The sequence below is a fragment of the Streptomyces cyaneofuscatus genome, assembly GCF_042718795.1.
Lineage (GTDB): Bacteria > Actinomycetota > Actinomycetes > Streptomycetales > Streptomycetaceae > Streptomyces > Streptomyces cyaneofuscatus_A.
Map to the genome: position 1 here is coordinate 66186 of NZ_JBHXOX010000033.1, position 19255 is coordinate 85440.

Annotated in this window: 15 protein-coding genes; 9 read left to right on the forward strand and 6 right to left on the reverse strand. The window is 72.6% G+C overall.

The features are described 5' to 3' along the window. Positions 1 to 58 precede the first annotated feature (58 nt). The 4 genes from ACFWRT_RS31585 to ACFWRT_RS31600 all read left to right on the forward strand — a co-directional run bounded on the left by ACFWRT_RS31585 (position 59) and on the right by ACFWRT_RS31600 (position 3331). Positions 59 to 493, forward strand: a complete 435-nt coding sequence (locus ACFWRT_RS31585; RefSeq protein ID WP_380955352.1) for a hypothetical protein — start codon at positions 59 to 61, stop codon at positions 491 to 493. Positions 494 to 678: 185 nt separating this feature from the next. Then, on the forward strand, positions 679 to 1329 hold the full coding sequence (locus tag ACFWRT_RS31590) for a DUF3105 domain-containing protein (RefSeq protein ID WP_380955351.1): 651 nt from the start codon (positions 679 to 681) through the stop codon (positions 1327 to 1329). Positions 1330 to 1364: 35 nt separating this feature from the next. Next, a complete protein-coding gene (locus ACFWRT_RS31595) occupies positions 1365 to 1982 on the forward strand; it encodes a DUF305 domain-containing protein (protein ID WP_380955358.1) in 618 nt (205 codons plus the stop codon). Between the two features lie 95 nt (positions 1983 to 2077). Continuing rightward, positions 2078 to 3331 (forward strand): ROK family protein, encoded by a 1254-nt coding sequence (locus tag ACFWRT_RS31600; RefSeq protein WP_380955349.1) that lies wholly within the window; start codon positions 2078 to 2080, stop codon positions 3329 to 3331. 34 nt (positions 3332 to 3365) lie between these two features. Here the strand turns inward: ACFWRT_RS31600 and xylA are convergent, their stop codons facing one another. Then, positions 3366 to 4556, reverse strand: coding sequence for a xylose isomerase (gene xylA, locus ACFWRT_RS31605; RefSeq protein ID WP_380955348.1), 1191 nt, complete (start codon positions 4554 to 4556; stop codon positions 3366 to 3368). A gap of 217 nt (positions 4557 to 4773) precedes the next feature. Between xylA and xylB the strand changes: the two genes are divergently transcribed. From xylB to ACFWRT_RS31630, 5 genes are all read left to right on the forward strand, one after another. After that, complete coding sequence (gene xylB, locus ACFWRT_RS31610; RefSeq protein WP_380955346.1) at positions 4774 to 6255, forward strand: xylulokinase; 1482 nt, start codon at positions 4774 to 4776, stop codon at positions 6253 to 6255. A gap of 70 nt (positions 6256 to 6325) precedes the next feature. Next, positions 6326 to 7606 (forward strand): VWA domain-containing protein, encoded by a 1281-nt coding sequence (locus ACFWRT_RS31615; protein ID WP_380955345.1) that lies wholly within the window; start codon positions 6326 to 6328, stop codon positions 7604 to 7606. Further along, complete coding sequence (locus tag ACFWRT_RS31620; RefSeq protein ID WP_380955343.1) at positions 7606 to 8439, forward strand: hypothetical protein; 834 nt, start codon at positions 7606 to 7608, stop codon at positions 8437 to 8439. The genes ACFWRT_RS31615 and ACFWRT_RS31620 overlap by 1 nt, the downstream gene beginning before the upstream one ends. A gap of 115 nt (positions 8440 to 8554) precedes the next feature. Beyond that, complete coding sequence (locus ACFWRT_RS31625) at positions 8555 to 10135, forward strand: aspartate:alanine exchanger family transporter (RefSeq protein WP_380955341.1); 1581 nt, start codon at positions 8555 to 8557, stop codon at positions 10133 to 10135. A gap of 385 nt (positions 10136 to 10520) precedes the next feature. Further along, entirely contained in the window at positions 10521 to 11888 is a 1368-nt protein-coding gene (locus ACFWRT_RS31630; RefSeq protein ID WP_380955339.1) for a cytochrome P450, read from the forward strand. Between the two features lie 45 nt (positions 11889 to 11933). Here ACFWRT_RS31630 and ACFWRT_RS31635 read toward each other — a convergent pair whose 3' ends face one another. From ACFWRT_RS31635 to ACFWRT_RS31655, 5 genes are all read right to left on the reverse strand, one after another. After that, positions 11934 to 12908 carry an ABC transporter substrate-binding protein gene (locus ACFWRT_RS31635; RefSeq protein ID WP_380955337.1) on the reverse strand — a complete coding sequence of 325 codons (975 nt, stop codon included), beginning with the start codon at positions 12906 to 12908 and terminating at the stop codon, positions 11934 to 11936. A 1-nt stretch (position 12909) separates the two neighbouring features. Further along, positions 12910 to 14895 (reverse strand): ABC transporter permease, encoded by a 1986-nt coding sequence (locus ACFWRT_RS31640; protein ID WP_380955335.1) that lies wholly within the window; start codon positions 14893 to 14895, stop codon positions 12910 to 12912. After that, on the reverse strand, positions 14895 to 16025 hold the full coding sequence (locus ACFWRT_RS31645) for a quaternary amine ABC transporter ATP-binding protein (RefSeq protein ID WP_380955334.1): 1131 nt from the start codon (positions 16023 to 16025) through the stop codon (positions 14895 to 14897). The genes ACFWRT_RS31640 and ACFWRT_RS31645 overlap by 1 nt, the downstream gene beginning before the upstream one ends. After that, positions 16022 to 17635, reverse strand: a complete 1614-nt coding sequence (locus ACFWRT_RS31650; RefSeq protein WP_380955332.1) for a GMC family oxidoreductase — start codon at positions 17633 to 17635, stop codon at positions 16022 to 16024. Before ACFWRT_RS31650 ends, ACFWRT_RS31645 begins: the two co-directional genes overlap by 4 nt. A gap of 97 nt (positions 17636 to 17732) precedes the next feature. Then, positions 17733 to 19235, reverse strand: coding sequence for an aldehyde dehydrogenase family protein (locus tag ACFWRT_RS31655; RefSeq protein ID WP_380955331.1), 1503 nt, complete (start codon positions 19233 to 19235; stop codon positions 17733 to 17735). Between the last annotated feature and the right edge of the window lie 20 nt (positions 19236 to 19255).

Consider the following 19255-nt stretch of genomic DNA (forward strand, 5'->3'; position numbering starts at 1 on the left):
CGCGGAGTCGGTGACCCATATTCTTTGAATCTTCATGCACCAACTACGATGACGGGCCATGACCAGGGTGAGCGCTCGGACCGACCGGCAGCGGCGCCGCTCAGGCCTGCCCGCCTCGCTGGGCTGGGCGTTCGCCCTGCTGTCCCTGCTCTTCTGCTGCTCGGTCACCACCCCGGCCGCCGCTGCCGTACAGGTGGCGTCAAAGGCTCCGGGCCCGGCCCCCGTACGGACGCTGACGCCGGTGCCCGACCTCGCCGTCGAACCGGTCGTCCTGGCCGCCCCCGCCGACCGGGGGCTCGGGACCTCGTGCCACGGCAGCTCGTCCCACTCGGCGGCCATCGTGCTCCCGGTGCCCTCCGCGCCCGTGGCGCTCCCCTCCCCCGTGGCATTCGTGCCCGTCGCCCCGCTGTGCGGGGCGGCCGCCATCAGGGGGCCCTCCCACGACGGTGTCCACTCCGTCGATCAGCTGCGTCTTCAGGTCCAACGGATCTAGAGCCGGGTCCGCTTCCCGCTCCGCGCTTCGTGCCGGAGCCCGGGAGCGGCTGCCCGTGTGCCCTGTTCCCTCTGATTTCCCGCACGACCGTTGCTCTCCTGCACGACCGTTGCTTTCCCGCACGACCGTTGCTTTCCCGCACGACCGTCTGCATCCCCGCATCCGCTGAACGACGAGGACCTTCCATGGCTGCCGCCAAGAACCAGAACTCCCCCGCCAACGCCCGCCGCGCCAAGCTGGAGGAGGCCCGCCGCAAGGAGCGCGCCCGTGAGCGCCGGGGCCGCCTCATCACCATCGGCGCGTCGGTCGCCGTGGTCCTCGCGCTGGTCGCCGGAGGCGGCTACCTGGTGTACCAGGCGAACGAGAAGGAGAAGAAGGAGGAGCAGGCCAAGGCCTCCCCCGTCACCGGTGAGCGCAGCTGGGACGACCTGGGCCGGGAGCACGTGGCGACGAAGGTCGACTACCCGATGAACCCGCCCGTCGGCGGCGACCACAACCAGGTCTGGATGAACTGCAACGCGGACGTCTACACCGCCGAGATACCGAAGGAGAACGCCGTCCACTCCCTGGAGCACGGCGCCGTCTGGGTCACGTACAACGACAAGGCCCCGGAGGCGGACGTCAAGGCGCTCACGGAGAAGGTCAAGTCCACCCCGTACACCTTCATCAGCCCGGTCAAGGACCAGAAGGAACCCCTCATGCTCAGCGCGTGGGGCAAGCAGGTGACGATCAAGAGCGCCTCCGACTCGCGCGTCGGGCAGTTCCTCTCCAAGTACGTGCAGGGACCGCAGACCCCTGAGCCGGGTGCCGCCTGCACGGGCGGGCTCGACAAGTGACCTCCGTGACGGGTCCGTTCTCCTCCACCCGGCGGATGGTGCTCGCGGGCGCCGCCGTCCTGCTGCTCGCGGTGGGGCTGGTGGCGCTGATGGTGGTACGGCCGTCCGCGGCGTCCCCGTCCGCGAAGGCGGCGCTGTCCGCTCCGGCGGAGGAGTCGGCGGACGCGGGCTTCGCCCGGGACATGGCGATCCACCACCAGCAGGCCGTGGAGATGTCGTTCATCGTGCGGGACCGCACCGAGGACGAGGACGTGCGGCGCCTGGCGTACGACATCATCAACACCCAGGCCAACCAGCGCGGCATGATGCTGGGCTGGCTGGAGATGTGGGGCCTGCCCAAGAGTTCGGCGAAGCCGCCGATGGCGTGGATGGGCCACACCGTCAAGCAGACGGGCGACGGTTCGCTGATGCCGGGCATGGCCACCGACGCCGAACTGAAGGCGCTGGAAGCGGCCGAGGGCAAGGCGGCCGAGGTGCTGTTCCTGCGGCTGATGACCGTGCACCACCGCGCCGGTGTGGACATGGCGCGGGCGGGGGCCGAGGCGGCGGGGACGGACGTCATCCGGAATCTGGCGCAGGGCATGGTCAGCGGCCAGCAGTCCGAGATCGGGCTGATGGCGGACCTGCTGAAGGCCCGGGGCGCGAAGCCCTGACACCCCGGGCGGTCCCTGCCGGAGTTCTCGGGAGGGACCGCCTCTCCGCCGTGCTGCCCGCCATGTCCGGCATCGCATATAGGCTCGGCGACGATATGAAGAGCATCCTCACTCCGCTGGGGCCCAAGGCCGACAAGGACACCGTGCGACGGCACAATCTGAGCCTGGTACTGCGCGCCGTGCGGGACGAGGGCGAGAGCGGTGAGGCGACCCGCGCCGGAGTCGCCGCCCGGGTCGGACTGACCCGCGCCGCGGTCTCCTCGCTCGTCGAGCAGCTCATGGACAGCGGGTTCCTCACCGAGTCGGGCAAGACGTTCAGCGGGCAGGCCGGACGCCCCGGCACCGCGCTCAAGGTGGCCCGCACCGGTCCCGCCGGGCTCGGTGTGGAGATCAACATCGATTACGTCTCGGTCTGCGTCGTCGACCTCGCGGGCACCGGCCGGGTCCGGCAGACCGAACACCTCGACAACCGGGGCGCGCCCGCCGGGGAGGTCCTCGCCCGCGCGGCCGCGATCGCCGCGCGGACCCTGGACTCGGCGAGCGAGCAGGAACTGCGGCCGGTGGGCGCCGCGCTGGCGCTGCCCGGTCTGGTCTCCGGCGGCGCGGTACGCCAGGCCCCGAACCTCGGCTGGAACGAGGTCCCGGCGCAGGACCTGTTCGCCGACGCGCTCACCGCGCTGCGCCCCGGCCGTCCCGTGCTGCCGGTCGCCTCGGAGAACGAGGCCAATCTCGCGGCGCTGGCCGAGCTGTGGTTCGGCGGCCTCGGTGACGTACGCAGCTTCCTGTATCTGACCGGGGAGATCGGCGTCGGCGGCGCGCTGGTGCTGAACGGCGAACTGCTGCGCGGGGCGCACGGGTTCGCCGGGGAGATCGGGCACGTGGTGGTGGACCCGGACGGGCCGGAGTGCCGGTGCGGGTCCCGGGGCTGCCTGGAGCAGTACGCCGGTCAGAGCGCGTTCCTGCGAGCGGCCGGGATCGACGAGGCCGGGGCCGGGGGCGGCTCCGGCGTGCTGGAGCTGGAGCGGCGCGCGCGGGCCGGGGACGATCGGGCGGTGGCGGCGCTCGCCGAGGCGGGGCGGATGCTGGGCCGGGTGGTGTCGGGCGCGGTGAACCTGGTCGACCCGGACGCGGTGGTGCTCGGCGGGATCTACCGGGGCCTGATGCCGTGGCTGGCGCCGCCCGCCGACGAGGAGCTGACCGGCCGGGTGGTGTCGGGCCTCTGGTCCCCGGGCAGCGGCCGGCTCCGCGCGTCGTCGGTGGCGGGGGACGCTGCGCGGGGCGCGGCGGCGCTGGTGGTGCAGGACGTGCTGGACGACCCGGTGGCGTACGCGGAGCCGTCGGGCGGCTGAGCCGGGGGGACCGGCCCCCGGCTCACCCCTGCCGTCAGCGCACCGCGAGCAGGTGGTCCATGGCGAGCTGGTCCAGCGCCTCGAAGGCCATCCCGCGTTCCGCTGCCGCGTCCACGTCGAACTCCTCGTACGCCGTGCGGTCGGCGAGCAGCTCCGCCAGGCCGTCCCCGGCGGTGGGCCGTGCCAGTTCGTCCAGGCGGGAGGCGCGCAGGGCCGCCCGTACCTCGGGGTCGGCGCGGAAAGCGGCCGCCCGCTCCTTGAGGATCAGGTAGTTGCGCATGCACCCGGCGGCCGAGGCCCAGACGCCGTCGTAGTCCTCGGTGCGCGGCGGCTTGAAGTCGAAGTGGCGGGGGCCCTCGTAGCCGCTCTCCAGCAGGTCGACGAGCCAGAACGCCTGGCGCAGGTCGCCCGCGCCGAAGCGGAGGTCCTGGTCGTACTTGATGCCGGACTGGCCGTTGAGGTCGATGTGGAAGAGCTTGCCGGCCCACATGGCCTGGGCGATGCCGTGCGGGAAGTTGAGCCCGGCCATCTGCTCGTGGCCGGTCTCGGGGTTGACGCCGACCAGCTCGGGGCGCTCCAGCCGCTCGATGAAGGCGAGGGCGTGGCCGATGGTGGGCAGCAGGATGTCGCCGCGCGGCTCGTTCGGCTTGGGCTCGATGGCGAAGCGGAGGTCGTACCCCTGCTCGGTGACGTACTCCCCGAGCAGGTCGAAAGCCTCCTTCATCCGGTGCAGGGCGAGGCGTACGTCCTTGGCCCCGCCGGACTCCGCGCCTTCCCGGCCGCCCCAGGCGACGAAGGTGGTGGCGCCGAGTTCGGCGGCGAGGTCGATGTTGCGCAGGGTCTTGCGGAGCGCGTAACGGCGTACGTCACGGTCGTTGGCGGTGAACCCGCCGTCCTTGAAGACCGGGTGGGTGAAGAGGTTGGTGGTCACCATGGGCACGACGAGGCCGCCGGCGTCGACGGCCTGCCGGAACCGCTTGACGGTCGCCTCGCGCTCGGTCTCCGGAGCGCCGAAGGGGATCAGGTCGTCGTCGTGGAAGGTGACGCCCCAGGCGCCCAGCTCGGCCAGCCGCTGGACGGACTCGACGGGGTCGATGGCCGCGCGGGTGGCGTCGCCGAAGGGGTCCCGGCCCTGCCAGCCCACGGTCCACAGGCCGAAGCTGAACTTGTCCTCGGGGGTGGGGGTGAACCTGCCACCGGGGGTGGGGGTGAAGCGTTCCGTCATCGTCGTCCGACCGCCTTCGCCTGCCGTCGGGAGCCGAGGTCAGAGACCCGGCACCCCTATTTGTTCAGTGTCATGACTAATCATGCACACGGTCGCCGTCCCGCGTAACCCCCCGGTCGGCGGCGGGTGGGTCCGGGGCCTGTTCCCGGGGCCGCACATCACGTAATTTGTTCGCGGCACAGCCGAATGAGCCCGATCCCTGCGAAAGAGGCCTCGCATGTCGTCACGTACCGTCGTCATCGGCGTGGACAGCTCCACCCAGTCCACCAAGGCCGCCGTGATCGACGCCGTGACCGGCGAGCAGCTCGCGGTGGGACGCGCCCCGCATGTCGTCACCGGGGAGGCGGGCGCCCGGGAGAGCGACCCGGAGGTCTGGTGGCGGGCGCTCGGTGACGCGGTGGCCGCCGGGCTGAAGGAGTCGGGCCTGCCTCCCCGCTCGGTGACCGGGATCGCGGTTGCCGGACAGCAGCACGGGCTCGTCGTGGTGGACCGCTCGGGCCGTCCGCTGCGTCCTGCGCTGCTGTGGAACGACACCCGGTCCGCCCCGCAGGCCGCCGCGCTCACCGCCGAGCTCGGCGGGCCGGACGCCTGGACCGCGCGGACCGGTTCCGTACCGGTCGCCTCGATCACCGCCTCCAAGTGGCAGTGGCTGCGCGAGAACGACCCGGACGCGGCGAAGGGAGCCACGGGCGTGCGGCTGCCGCACGACTTCCTCACCGAGCGCCTCGCGGGCGTGGCGGCGACCGACCCCGGGGACGCCTCCGGCACCGGCTGGTACGCCACTGCCACCGGCGCCTACGACCCCGAGCTGCTGGACCTCCTCGGCCTGGACCCGGCCCTCCTGCCCCAGGTCGCGCCCACCGGGGCCACCCGGATCGGCTCGCTCACCGACGCGGCGGCCGAGGCGCTGGGGCTGCCCGCCGGGATCGCGGTCGCGGCGGGGACCGGCGACAACATGAGCGCGGCTGTGGGCCTCGGGCTCGGCGGCGCCGGGCTGCTGGACCACCCGGTCCTCTCCCTCGGCACCTCCGGCGTGGTCTTCGCCGCCTCCCGCACCCGCTCCACCGCCCCGGCGCTCTCCGGGTTCGCCGCCGCCGACGGTACGTACCTGCCCCTGGCCTGCACCCTCAACTGCACGCTCGCCGTGGACAAGGTCGCCTCCCTGCTCGGCCTGCACCGCGAGGACACGGTCCCCGGCGGCGAAGCCGTACTCCTCCCCTACCTCGACGGCGAACGCACCCCCGACCTGCCCACCGCGTCCGGGCTCCTCACCGGCCTGCGCCACGACACCACGCCGCAGCAACTGCTCGGCGCCGCCTACGAGGGCGCGGCCGTCACCGTCCTGCGGGCCCTGGACACGCTGCTACGGGCCTGCGGCCTGGACCCGGACGCGCCCGAGGTCGCCGCCCGCCCGCTGCGGCTGATCGGCGGCGGCGCGCAGGGGCGGAGCTGGGTGGAGACGGTCCGCCGGCTCTCCGGCCGTCCGGTCGTCATCCCGGCGGGCGGCGAACTGGTCGCCCTGGGCGCGGCCGCGCTCGCCGCGTCCGCAGCGGGCGGCGGGGACCCGGTGGCGCTGGCGACCTCGTGGGGCGCGGGCGAGACGGGCAGTCAACTCGACGCCGTGGAAAGGGATCTGGAGACCTGGCAGCGGGTCACCTCGGTGCTGGACCGCGCCTCGCAGCCGCTGCTCGGTGGCTGACGGAGGAGCCGAAAAGAGTCCCCGGTGCCCCCGGTTGGGAATGCGAACTGATTTTCCATAAGATCCGGCGATGATCACAAGAAATCGGCTGACGACCGGGGTGTGCATAGCGCTCGCCACCCTGGCCGCCGGGCTCGGCTCCGTGCTCCCCGCAGCCGCCGACGAACCACCGGCCACCCCCGCTCCCAAGGTCGAACTCGTCCTCGACGTCAGCGGCTCCATGCGCACCCGCGACATCGACGGCCAGTCCCGGATGAACGCCGCCAAGCAGGCGTTCAACGACGTCCTGGACGCGGTGCCCGAAGAGGTCCACCTCGGCATCCGCACCCTCGGCGCCGACTATCCGGGCGACGACCGCAAGGTGGGCTGCAAGGACACCAAGCAGCTCTACCCGGTCGGCCCGCTGGACCGCACCGAGGCCAAGACCGCCGTCGCCACCCTCGCCCCCACCGGCTGGACCCCGATCGGCCCCGCGCTGCTCGGCGCGGCCGACGACCTCGAAGGCGGTGAGGCGACCCGCCGGATCGTCCTCATCACGGACGGCGAGGACACCTGCGGGCCGCTCGACCCGTGCGAGGTGGCCCGTGAGATCGCCGCGCGCGGCACGCACCTGGTCATCGACACCCTCGGCCTGGTGCCCGACGCCAAGATCCGCCAGCAGCTCACCTGCATCGCCGAGGCCACCGGCGGCACGTACACCGCCGTCCAGCACAAGGACGACCTCTCGCGCCGTGTGAAGCAGTTGGTGGACCGGGCGGCCGAGCCGGTCGTCACCCCGGTGGCCACCGAGGGGGCGGAAAGCTGCTCCGCCGCGCCCAAGCTGGAGCCGGGCCTCTACACCGACCGCCAGGTGATCGGCGAGCACCGCTGGTACCGCGTCGACGTACTGCCCGGTCAGGAGCTGCGCGCCTCGGTGAGCGTCGCGGCGGACCGTGCCGTCGACAACGACTACGGCGTGCTGCTGCGCGCGGTGACGGAAGCCGGACGCGAGATCGTCCGGGGCGCGGAATCCGGGACCGGACGTACGGATGTGATCTCGTCCGGCCTGCGCTATCCGACGGCCGGGATCGAGGACGGCGACAACGGCAGCGGCAAGCCCGCCGCCGAGATCGTCTGCCTCCAGCTCTCCAACGCCTTCTCCGCGCCCGCATCGGTGAAGCGGACGCCCGGTCTGCCGGTCGAGCTGACCGTGGACCTGGTGGACGGACCCGACCAGGCCTCCGACGTGGCGGCCTTCGGGCTGGGCCGCGGCTGGTGGCTGCTCGGCGTCCTCGTGCTGACCGGGCTGGTCGCGGGGCTGCTGTTCGGCTGGATCTCGCGCTGGCGCATCGCCGTATGGAGGACCAACTGATGGTGACGACGACTTCCCGCCGTGCCCGTGGCGTGCGGCGCGCGTTCGCCGGGGCGCTGCTCGCCGGGCTGACCCTGTTCACCTCGGCGGGTACGGCCGTGGCCGACGACCCGTCGGCGAGCGCGAGCCCCGGCGCCCAGGGCCCCGGGCCCACCGAGGCCGGCACCGCCTTCCGTACGGCGACCGCGCTCCAGCAGGGGCAGAGCGGCACCGCGCAGGCGTCGGCGGGCGACTACCTGTACTGGGTGTTCCCGGCCGACGCCGGACAGCGCGCCACCGTGAAGGCGACGGTGAAGCTCCCCGCGAGCGAGGCGCAGCGCTCGGGCTCCACCTGGCAGATCGACGTGTACGACGGGCTCCGCCGCCGCCAGGCGTGCCAGTACGGCCACCAGACCCGGAAGGCGGCGGCCGACGCGTCGGCGGTCGAGCTCTCCTGTGTGCTGCGCACCGTACGGTCCTGGTCCGAGCCGTGGGCCAACGACCCGCTGCCCGGCAGCTACTACGTGCGGCTGACGGTGGTGAACCTCCCGGCGAACGACCTCGGGCTGCCGTTCGAGGCCGAGGTCCGCGCCGACGTGGTGGACGCGGGCGGCGCCCACCACGTGGACGGGGCGCTCGCCGAGCCGCTGGTGCCGGGGATCTCGGTGACCGGTGCGTCGGGCGCGCCCAAGGCGTCGGCCGGTGAGCCGGAGGACGGCTGGGCGTCGGGCTGGTGGACGACCCGCTGGCTGTGGACGGTCGGTGGCGGTGTGCTCGCCGCGCTCGCGGCCGTGTTCGGCTACTCGCTGACGCGGGGCCGGGGCCGCCCGGCGCACGTGCCGCACGGGGTCTGAGGGGGCCGGGGCCCTGAGGCGCGGGGGTGTCTGACCATCCCTGCGGCCGGGTGGCGGCCTCCCCGCCCCTCGAAGATCCTGAACGGGACCGCTTCGAGACGGGGAGGCACGGCCGGTGTGGCAGTTCTTCGCGGACAACCCGTGGGTGACCGTGTTCGCGGTGATCACGCTCGGCGCACTGCTCGGCATGGTGCGCTTCGGCCCGGTACGGCTGGGCGCGGCCGGTGTCCTCTTCGTCGGCCTCCTCGTGGGAGCGCTGGACGAGGACATCGCCGCCGCCGTGCCCGCCGGGGTCTCGGCGCTGGGCCTGGCCCTGTACGTGTACACGGTCGGCCTGGAGTCGGGCCCCGCGTTCTTCCGTGAACTGCGCGGGCAGCTCCCGGTGATGGCGGGAGCGGTCGTGGCCCTGGCCGTCACCGCCGGGGTCGTCGGCTTCGTCGGGCACGCCTGGTTCGGCATCAGCGGCCCGTTCCTGGCCGGCGGGTACGCGGGCATCGGCACGACGACCCCGGGCCTCGCCGCCGCCCAGGACGCCTCGGCGGACCCGACGCAGCCTGCCGTCGGGTACGCCATCGGCTACCCGCTGGCCGTGGTGATCACGATCCTCTTCGTCTCGGCCGTCGCGGCCCGCCGTACCTGGACCGCCCGCCGGGACCCCGACTCGGGCCTGCCCTCCACGCTCATCACCCGTACGGTCGAGGTGGCCCGGGAAACCCGCTGGCCCGACGTCCCCGGGGTCTCCGCGCACCGGGTGCTGGCCAGCGAGTACCGCCCCCACGGCGGGGTCACCCGGGTGGCCCGGACGCTGGACCGCCTCTCCCCCGGCGACCAGGTCGTCCTGGTGGGCGGTGAGGTGGACGTACGGGCGGCGACGGAGGCGCTCGGCTCCCTCGCCCCGCGCCACCTGCTGGACGACCGCAGCGCGGTGGACTACCGGCGGGTCCTGCTCACCAACCCCGACCTGGCCGGGCACACGGTCGCCGAGCTGGGCCTCGGCGAGAAGTACGGGGCCGTGGTCAGCCGGGTCCGGCGCGGCGACTTCGACATGCTCGCCCACGACGACCTGCTGCTCCAGCTCGACGACCGGGTCCGGGTGGTGATGCCGCGCGAGCGGACTAGCGAGGTCACCACCTACCTCGGCGACACGGAGGCGAAGGTCAGCGAGGTGAGCGCGGTCAGCCTGGGCCTCGGCCTCACGCTGGGCTTCCTGATCGGCATCCCCTCCCTCACCCTCGGCTCCACCACCCTCGCGCTGGGCACGGGTGCCGGGCCACTGGTGATGGGCATGGTCCTGGGCTGGCGCCGCCGCACGGGCCCCCTGGTCTGGACCCTGCCGACCCGCGCCAACCTCACCCTGCGCCAGATCGGCCTGCTGCTCTTCCTCGCCGTCGTGGGCCTCACCTCGGGCTACTCGTTCCGCGAGAACGCCTTCTCGCTCTTCGGCCTGAAGCTGGTGGCCGTGCTGGCGATCGGCGCGGTGGTGAGCTACTCGCTGCTGGTGCTGATCGCGAAGGGGCTCGGTCAGAGCCGGGAGCGGACGATGGGGCTGCTGTCGGGTTATGTGGGCAACCCGGCGATCGTGGCGTACGCCAACAGCCGGGCGAGCGACAGCCGGATCAACAACGGCTACTCGACGCTCTTCGCGCTGGCCATCCTGGTCAAGATCGTCTGCATCCAGCTCATCGTGGGGCTGTGAGCCCGTACCCGTCCGGCCCGGTGGGTACGGGTGCCTTCTCCGCCCGGCCCGGTGGGCGTGCGTTCCCTCTGCGCCGGGCGTTCAGACCAGCCGTACGCTCAGTTGGGCGCCCAGCTCCCGGCAGCACAGCGCTCGGGCGCGGCCCCCGTTGCCTCGATCGACATGACGGGATTGTCACATGCGAGGGAAAATCCGCCGTCATCTCCTGTTCGAATCCGGCAGCCGTGGCGACTACGCTCGACAACTCGCGTACTCCACAAGGCTGATGACGGATTCCAGCCACGCCGGACCGGCGCCCTGGCGGAGTGCCGGCCTCATCACGTTCGATGAGGTGCGAACGATCGCGCGCCGCCCGTGGCGCGCCTCAGGGAGCGGAGTCCTTTCGATGTCCACGCAGACCGGCCCGGCGCTCGACACCCCGCCTCGCGGCCATGCGTTCGTACCGGGCCCCAGGGGGCTGCCGCTGCTCGGGAACCTGCCGCAGTTCGCGAAGAACCCCCTCGCCTTCTTCGAACTCCTGCGGGGTCGCGGGGACATGGTGCGGTGGAGGTTCGGGCGCAACCGGTGCGTGTTCGTCTCCGACCCGGAGTGCATAGGCGAACTCCTCACCGAGACGGAGCGCACCTTCGACCAGCCCCAGCTCGGCGTCGCGTTCCGGGCGGTGATGGGCAACGGGATCATCGTGGCGCGGGGCCGGGACTGGCGGCGTAAACGGTCGCTGGTGCAGCCCTCGGTGCGGCCCAAGCAGGTCAAGTCGTACGCGGCCACCATGGCGTCCTCCGCGGTGGAGCTGGCCGACACCTGGTCGGAGGGTCAACGCGTTGACATCAAGCGGGAGATGGCGGCCCTGACGCAGAAGATCGCGGTGCGCACCATCTTCGGCGTGGACACCCCCGCGGACTCGGAGGCGATGGGCCGGGCGATGGATGTGGCCCAACTGGAGATCGGCAAGGAGTTCGCGGGGATCGGTGCGGTGCTGCCGGACTGGGTGCCGACGCCCGGCCGGGCGCGGATCAGGAAGGCGGCCGCCGTCATCGACTCCGAGGTGGGGCGGGTGGTGGCCCGGCACCGCGACGGCGAGACCGAACGCCCGGACCTGCTCAGCCGGTTGCTCACCGCGGTCGACGAGAGCGGCGAGCGGCTCAGCGACGAGGAGATCCGTGACGAGACGGTCACCCTGTACATCGGCGGCCATGAGACGACGAGTTCGACCCTGGTGTGGGCCTGGTATCTGCTCTCCCGCAACCCGCAGGTGCGGGGCGCGCTCACCGAGGAGCTGGACCGGGTGCTCGGCGACCGGGAGCCGGGTTCCGATGACTACGCCCAACTGACGTACACCCAGGCCGTGGTGAAGGAGACCCTGCGGCTGTACCCGACGATCTGGCTGATCACGGGGGTGGCGAAGGAGGGGGCCCGGCTCGGCGGTCTGCCGATCGCGGAGGGGACCCGGGTCTGGAGCAGCCAGTGGTCCACGCACCGCGACGCGCGGTGGTTCCCCGAGCCGGAGGAGTTCCGCCCGGAGCGCTGGGACGCCGAGAGGGGCGACGAGATCGCCGAGTACGCGTGGTTCCCGTTCGGCGGCGGGCCCCGGGTCTGCCTGGGGACCCGGTTCGCGATGGTGGAGTCGGTGCTCATCCTGGCCGTGCTGGCCCGGCGCTTCGAGCTGGACGTCGAGCCGGGCGTCGTCGAGCCCGTACCGAGCCTGACGCTTCAGCCGGACCGGGATGTGCTGGCGACCGTGCGGGCGCGGTAGCCGGGAAACGGACGCCGCCCTTCGCGCCGGGCGGCGTCCGGTCCTTCACCCCTTGTCCAGCCACTTCTTCCAGACGTCCGGGTGGCGGTCGATCCAGCGCTTCGCCGCCTCCTGCGGGCTGAGCCGCTGGGCGGCGATCATCTCGGACACCTCGTTCTGGTCCTTCTCCGACCACCGGAACTTCTTCAGGAACGAGGCCGCGTCGCCGCCGCGCTCCACGAAGTCCGCGTTGAGGAACTTCTGCAACGGTGTCGTCGGATAGGCGCAGTCGATGTCCTCGGGGTCCTTGGCCGCGCACTCCTCGGTGTACTCCGGGAGCTTCACCTCGACCATCGGGACCTCGTTGAACAGCCACTGCGGCTGGTACCAGTAGCTCAGGAAGGGCTTCTTCTCCTTGGCGAACTGCTGGATCTGGGTGATCTGGGCGGCCTCGGAGCCGGCGAAGACGACCTTGTAGTCCAGGTCCAGGTTCTTCACCAGGGCCACGTCGTTGGTGACGTAGGAGGGGGAGCCGTCCATGAGCTGGCCCTTGCCGCCGCTCTCGGCGGTCCTCAGCTCGTCCGCGTACTTGTCGAGGTTCTTCCAGCTCGTGACGTCGGGGTGCTTGTCCGCCCAGTACTTCGGGACGTACCAGCCGATGTGGCCGGTGACCCCGAGGTCGCCGCCCCGGACGATGGTCTTCTTCTCGTCGACGTACAGCTTCTCCTGGTCCGGGTGGCCCCAGTCCTCCAGGATCGCGTCGACGCGGCCCTGGCTGAGGGCGTCCCAGGCGGGGACCTCGTCGGTCTGGACGAGGTCGACGCGGTAGCCGAGCTCGTCCTTGAGGAGCTGCTCGGCCACGGCGACGTTCGCCTGGGCGCCGACCCAGGACTGGACGGAGAGGGTGACCGTCTTGACCCCGGCGGGGGCGGCGAACGGGGAGGACTGCTTCGTCATGTCGGCGGCGCCGCAGCCCGCCGTGGCGAGCAGGGCGGTGGCCGAGGCAAGCGCCACGAGCAGGCGGGTGCGGGAGCGGTTCATCTCAGCTCTCCTGTCGCTGGCGGCGGGCGGTGGGCGGGGTGACCCGGTCGAGCATCAGGCCGAGGCAGACGATCGCTGCTCCGGCGACGAGCCCGGTGGCCAGGTCGCCCTGGGCGAGGCCGAGGACGACCTCGTAACCGAGCGCGCCCGATCCGACGAGTCCGCCGATGATGACGACGGCGAGGACCAGGACCACGGCCTGGTTGACCGCGAGCAGCAACGAGGGCCTGGCCAGTGGGAGTTGGACCTGGCGGAGCTGCTGGCCGGTCGTGGCGCCGAGCGAGCGGGCGCACTCCATCGCGGCCGGATCGACGCCCCGCAGGCCCTGGGTGGTGATGCGGACGACGGCGGGCAGCGCGTAGACGACGGCCGCCGCCGCGGCGGGGGCGCGGCCGACGCCGAAGAGGGCGACGACGGGGATCAGGTAGACGAACTGCGGCATGGTCTGGAAGACGTCCAGGACCGGTCGCAGCAGCCGTTCCAGGCGTTCGCTGCGGGCGGCGCCGATCGCGATACCGAAGCCCAGGACCAGGGTGACCGCCACGGCGGCGAGGACCTGGCTGAGGGTGTCCATCGACGGCTCCCACACACCGAGGACGCCGATCGCGGCCATGGCGAGGACGGCGGTGGCGGCGGTGCGCCAGGTGCCGATGGTCCAGGCGAGGGCGGCGACGATGAGCAGCACCGACCACCAGGGCAGTCCGGTGAGTCCGCTGCGCAGCGGGTTGAGGACACCGCTGGTGAAGTGGGAGGCCAGGTCGGCGGTGCCGCCGACGACCGGCACTCCGGTGTAGAGGTGGTCCACCATCCAGTCCTTGGCGGTGTTCACCGGTCCGGCGATCGCCACGGTGAGGTCGTCGGGCCAGACCCGGCCGTCGGTGAGCCGGCCGACGAGGGCGACGGCGGCGGTGACCACGGCGGCCAGGGTCCAGCCGCGCCGGCCCCGGAGGAGGGCCGGGCCGGTGGGCTCGGCGCCGATACGGCGGCCCGCGGCCTCCGTCGTACGGTCCAGGACGACGGCCAGCAGCACGATCGGGATACCGGCGGCGAGGGCGGCACCCACGTCGACGGAGGACAGTGCCTGGTAGACCCGGTCGCCGAGGCCGCCGGCGCCGATCACCGAGGCGATGACGGCCATGGAGAGCGCCATCATGATGGTCTGGTTGAGGCCGAGGAGCAGCTCCTTGCGGGCCAGCGGCAGCCGGGCCGTGAGCAGCCGCTGCCTGCCGGTCGCGCCGAGCGAGGCGACGGCCTCCATGACGCCGCTGTCCGCTCCGCGCAGGCCGAGCGCGGTGAGCCGCGCCATCGGCGGAGCCGCGTACACGACGGTGGCGAGGACCGCACCCGGGACGCCGATGCCGAAGACCAGGACGACGGGGAGCAGGTACGCGAAGGCGGGCAGCACCTGCATGGTGTCGAGCACCGGGCGCAGGATGCGGAAGACGCGGTCGGAGAGGCCGGCGGCCAGGCCGAGGAGGAGGCCGAGGATGACGGAGACGAGGACGGCCACGGCCATCAGGGCGAGCGTCTGCATGGTCGGCACCCACATGCCGAGCAACCCGCAGGCCAGGAACGACACGGCGGCGGTGAGCGCGAGCCGGATGCCCGCGACCCGCCAGGCGACGGCTGCGGCGAGCACGGTGACACCGGCCCAGCCGAGCGCCAGGAGCACCAGGTAGACGGCGCGGACGGAGAGCACGACGGCGTTGCTGATGTGGCCGAAGAAGTAGAGGAAGAGCGGGTGGTCGTCCCGGTTGGAGACGATCCAGTCGGTGACCTCGCCGAGCGGCGCCGAGAGGTCGGCGGTCAGCGCGTCCGGCCAGATGCCGCCGCCCCAGCGGCTGTGCGCGAGGGGGACGAGGATGACGGCGGCGAGCGCGAGGAGCAGGAGCTTCCCGGCGGCCGGGCGTTCGCGGAGGGCGGCCAGCGGCCCCCGGCGTGCGCCCGCCTGCGCGGGGCGGACCGGGGTGGCCTGGGCGGTGGCCATCAGGCGGTCACCTCGCGGGGGCCGTCCGGGGCGTCGGGAGTGGTCGCCGGAGAGCCCGGGGAGGCTGCCGTGCCGGCCACGACGTCCAGCAGGCGCGCCTGGTCGACGACGCCGACGAGCCGGCCGGCGTCCATCACCCGGGCGGCGGGGTCGCCGGAGCGGGAGACCGCCTCGATGGCCTCGGAGACCGTGGCCTCGGGGCGTACGGCCGGGCCGCGTTCGCTCTCCCCGGCGAGCGCGGGGCGCATCGCGGTGGCGACGGTGAGGACCTGCTCGCGCGGCACGTCCCGGACGAACTCGGTGACGTAGTCGTCGGCGGGCGAGCCCACGATCTCCTCGGGCGTGCCGAGCTGGACGATCCCGCCGTCGCGCATGAGCGCGATCCGGGTGCCCAGGCGCAGGGCCTCGCTGAGGTCGTGGGTGATGAAGACCATGGTGCGGCCCTCCTCGCGGTGCAGCCGGACCACCTCGTCCTGCATCTCGCGGCGGATCAGCGGGTCCAGCGCGCTGAACGGCTCGTCGAAGAGGAGGACGGAGGGGTCGACGGCGAGTGCGCGGGCCAGGCCGACGCGCTGCTGCTGGCCGCCGGAGAGCTGGGAGGGGCGGCGGTCCTCCAGACCTGCGAGGCCGACCTTCTCCACCAACTCAGCCGCCTTGGCGCGGCGTTCGGCCTTGGAGAGGCCCTGGATCTCCAGGCCGTAGGCCACGTTGTCCAGCACCGTGCGGTGCGGCAGCAGACCGAAGTGCTGGAAGACCATCGCGGCGCGGTGGCGGCGCAGTTCGCGCAGCCGGGAGCGGTCCATCGCCAGGACGTCCTCGCCGTCGATGGCGAGGGTGCCGCTGGTGGGCTCGATCAGCCGGGTCAGACAGCGTACGAGGGTCGACTTGCCGGAGCCGGACAGGCCCATGACGACGAAGACTTCGCCCTTGCGGACGTCGAAGGAGACGTCGCGAACGGCGGCGGTGCAGCCGGTGGCCTCGCGCAGTTCGGCGGGCGGGAGGGAGGCGTACTCGCTGCCGGGGACACGGTCGGCCTTGGGTCCGAAGACCTTCCAGAGGTTGCGTACGGAGAACACGGCGTTCTCGTCGGCGGCCTCAACTGTGGCCTCGCTGGCCTGGGTTGCGGTCATCGGACATCACCTCCGGTGCTGGTACCGGTGACCGGGACGGCGGCACGCGCCTGGTTCACGAGGAGTTCGGCGCACTTCTCGCCGACCATGAGGACTCCGATCATCGGGTTGACGGCGGGCATGGTCGGGAAGACGGACGCGTCGGCGATCCGGATCCCCTGAAGGCCCCGGATGCGCAACTGCGGGTCAACAACCGCCTCTTGGTCGTCGGTGGCGCCCATCCTGCAGGTGCCCGCCGGGTGGTAGACGGTGTGGGCGACCTTGCGGGCGTACTCGCTGATCTCCTCGTCCGAGGTGACCTCGGGGCCGGGGCAGACCTCGCGCTTCAGCCAGTGGGCGAGCGGTTCGGTGGCCGCGATCTGACGGGCGAGCTTGATGCCGTCGACCAGGGTGCGGCCGTCGTGGTCGTCCTCGTCGGTGAAGTACCGGAAGTCCAGGGCCGGCTTGACCTCGGGGTCGGCGCTCGTGAGGTAGAGGCGGCCCCGGCTGCGCGGCTTGGGGATGTTCGGCGTCATCGACACCCCGTGCTCGGGCTTCTCGTAGCCGAGCCGCTCCGGGTTGTCGGTGAACGGGATCTGGTAGAAGTGGAACATCAGGTCCGGGCCCCGGGATCCGGGGTCGCGGCGGACGAAGAGTCCCGCGTCGGAGTCCATCGCGGAGTTCTCCGGGATGGGCCCGTCGGTCTCCCAGACGATGACGGACTCGGGGTGGTCGAGCAGGTTCTCACCGACACCCGGCAGGTCGTGGCGCACCTCGATGCCCAGCGCCTGGAGGTCCTCGCGCGGACCGATCCCGGAGTGCAGCAGCAGCCGGGGCGTGTCCACCGCGCCCGCGCAGACGATGACCTCACGGGCCGCGCGCAGCAGGATCTCCTCGCCGTCCTTCGTCCGGACGTGGACGCCGGTGGCGCGGGTGCCGTCGAACTCCAGCCGGTACGCCCATGTCTCCAGCAGGATGCGGAGGTTCGGGCGGTCTCCGGCCTCGATGTGCGGGTGGAGGTAGGCCACCGAGGCGGAGGAGCGCTTGTTGTTCTCCGGGTGGTAGGCCAGGTCGAAGAAGCCGACGCCCTCGTGGAACGGCTTGCTGTTGAAGCTGTCCACGCGCGGGACCCCGGCCGCCGCCTGGGCGGCGTCGACGAAGTCACGGGCGATGGCGTTGCGGTCCTTCTCGTCTACGGGCACGATGTTGTTGCGCAGCTTGGCGAAGTACGGGTCCATCGCGGCCGCGTCCCAGCCCTCGGCGCCCGCCTCGGCCCACTCGTCCCAGTCGCCGGGCAGCGGCTTGAAGCTGATCAGCGTGTTGTGCGAGGAGCAGCCGCCGAGGACCCGGGCGCGGCTGTGCCGGATGTGGGAGTTGCCGCGCGGCTGCTCGGTGGTGGGGTAGTCGTAGTCGAGGTCGCCGCCGAGGAGGCCGAGCCAGCGGCGCAGGGTCAGCACGTCGTCACGGTCGATGTCGGTGGGGCCGCCCTCGATGACCGTGACGGTGACGTTCGGGTCCTCGGTGAGCCGGGAGGCGATGACCGATCCGGCGGTGCCGCCGCCGACGATCACGTAGTCGGCCACGGGGCCTTCGGGGTCGGGGACCGCGGTGCTGCGGGGGGTGGGAGGCATCGGTCACTGCTCCTTCTGCAAGGTTCGTGCGTGTGCGTGGTGCTGCGAACAGCCGGGCGGAGCCCCGGGGTTCAGTCCCGGGGCCCCAGCAGGTGTGTCAGCCGGCGAACCAGCGCTGGGGGCGCGGGTTGAGGTTCTGGTAGATGTGCTTGGACTCGCGGTACTCGGCGAGGCCGGTGGGACCGAGCTCGCGCCCCGTACCGGACTTGCCGAAGCCGCCCCACTCGGCCTGCGGGAGGTAGGGGTGGTAGTCGTTGATCCAGACGGTGCCGTGGCGCAGCCGTCCGGCGACCCGGCGGGCCCGGCCCGCGTCGGTGGTCCAGACGGCGCCGGCGAGGCCGTAGTCGGTGTCGTTGGCCAGCGTGATGGCTTCTTCCTCGGTACGGAAGGTCTCGACGGTGAGGATCGGGCCGAAGGTCTCCTCGCGGACCACCTTCATCTCCCGGTGGCAGCCGTCGAGGACGGTCGGCCGGTAGAAGTAGCCGCCTTCGGGGCGTACGTCGCTGGGCTTCGGGCGCTCGCCGCCGGCCCGGACGATCGCGCCCTCCTCACGGGCGGAGGCGACGTACGCCTCGACCTTGGCGAGCTGCTGGGCGGAGACGAGGGGTCCGCACTCGACGCCGTCGAGGGTGCCCCGGCCGAGGCGGATGGCGTCGGCGCGGCGGGCCAGCTCGGTGACGAAGCGCTCGCTGACGGTGTCCTGGATGATCAGGCGGGCGCCGGCGGAGCAGACCTGGCCGCTGTGGAAGAAGGCGGCGTTCAGGGCCTGGTCGACGGCGGTGTCGAAGCCGTCCTCGGTGGCGCAGGCATCCGCGAAGACCACGTTGGGGTTCTTGCCGCCGAGCTCCAGGGCCACCTTCTTCACGGTGGGGGCTGCCGCCTGGGCCACCTTCGTACCGCTGGCGAGGCCGCCGGTGAAGGAGACCAGGTCGACGTCCGGGTGCTCGGAGAGCCGGGCGCCGACCGGGTCGCCGGCGCCGGTGACGAGGTTGGCGGCACCGTCGGGCAGGCCGGCCTCGGCGAGGAGCTTGATCAGGTGGACGGTGGAGAGCGGGGTGACCTCGCTGGGCTTGAGCACGAAGGTGTTGCCGGCGGCGAGGGCCGGGGCGATCTTCCAGCTCGCCTGGAGGAGGGGGTAGTTCCAGGGCGCGATCAGGGCGCAGACGCCGACGGGCTCGTGCACGACGATGCTGTGGACGTCCGGGTTGCCCGCGTCGACGACCCGGCCGCCGCTCTCGTTCATCACGAGGTCGGCGAAGTAGCGGAAGGCGTTCGTGACGTCGTCGACGTCGACCCGGCCCTCTTCGAGGGTCTTGCCGGTGTCGCGGCTCTCGGTGATCGCGATCTCCTCGCGGTCCCGCTGGAGCAGCTCGGCGACCCGGCGCAGAAGGCCGGCCCGCTCGGCGACGGGCTTGTGCGGCCAGGGGCCGTCGTCGAAGGCGCGCCGCGCCGCCGCGATCGCCGCATCGGTGTCCTCGACGCCGCCTTCGGCGACGACGGCCAGGACGGCGGCGTCGGCGGGGTCGAGGATCTCGCGCGTCGCGCCTGATCCGGCGGCCCGCCAGGTGCCGTCGATGTGGATGGTGCTGAGCGCCGACATGTCGCGTTTCGCCTTCCGTA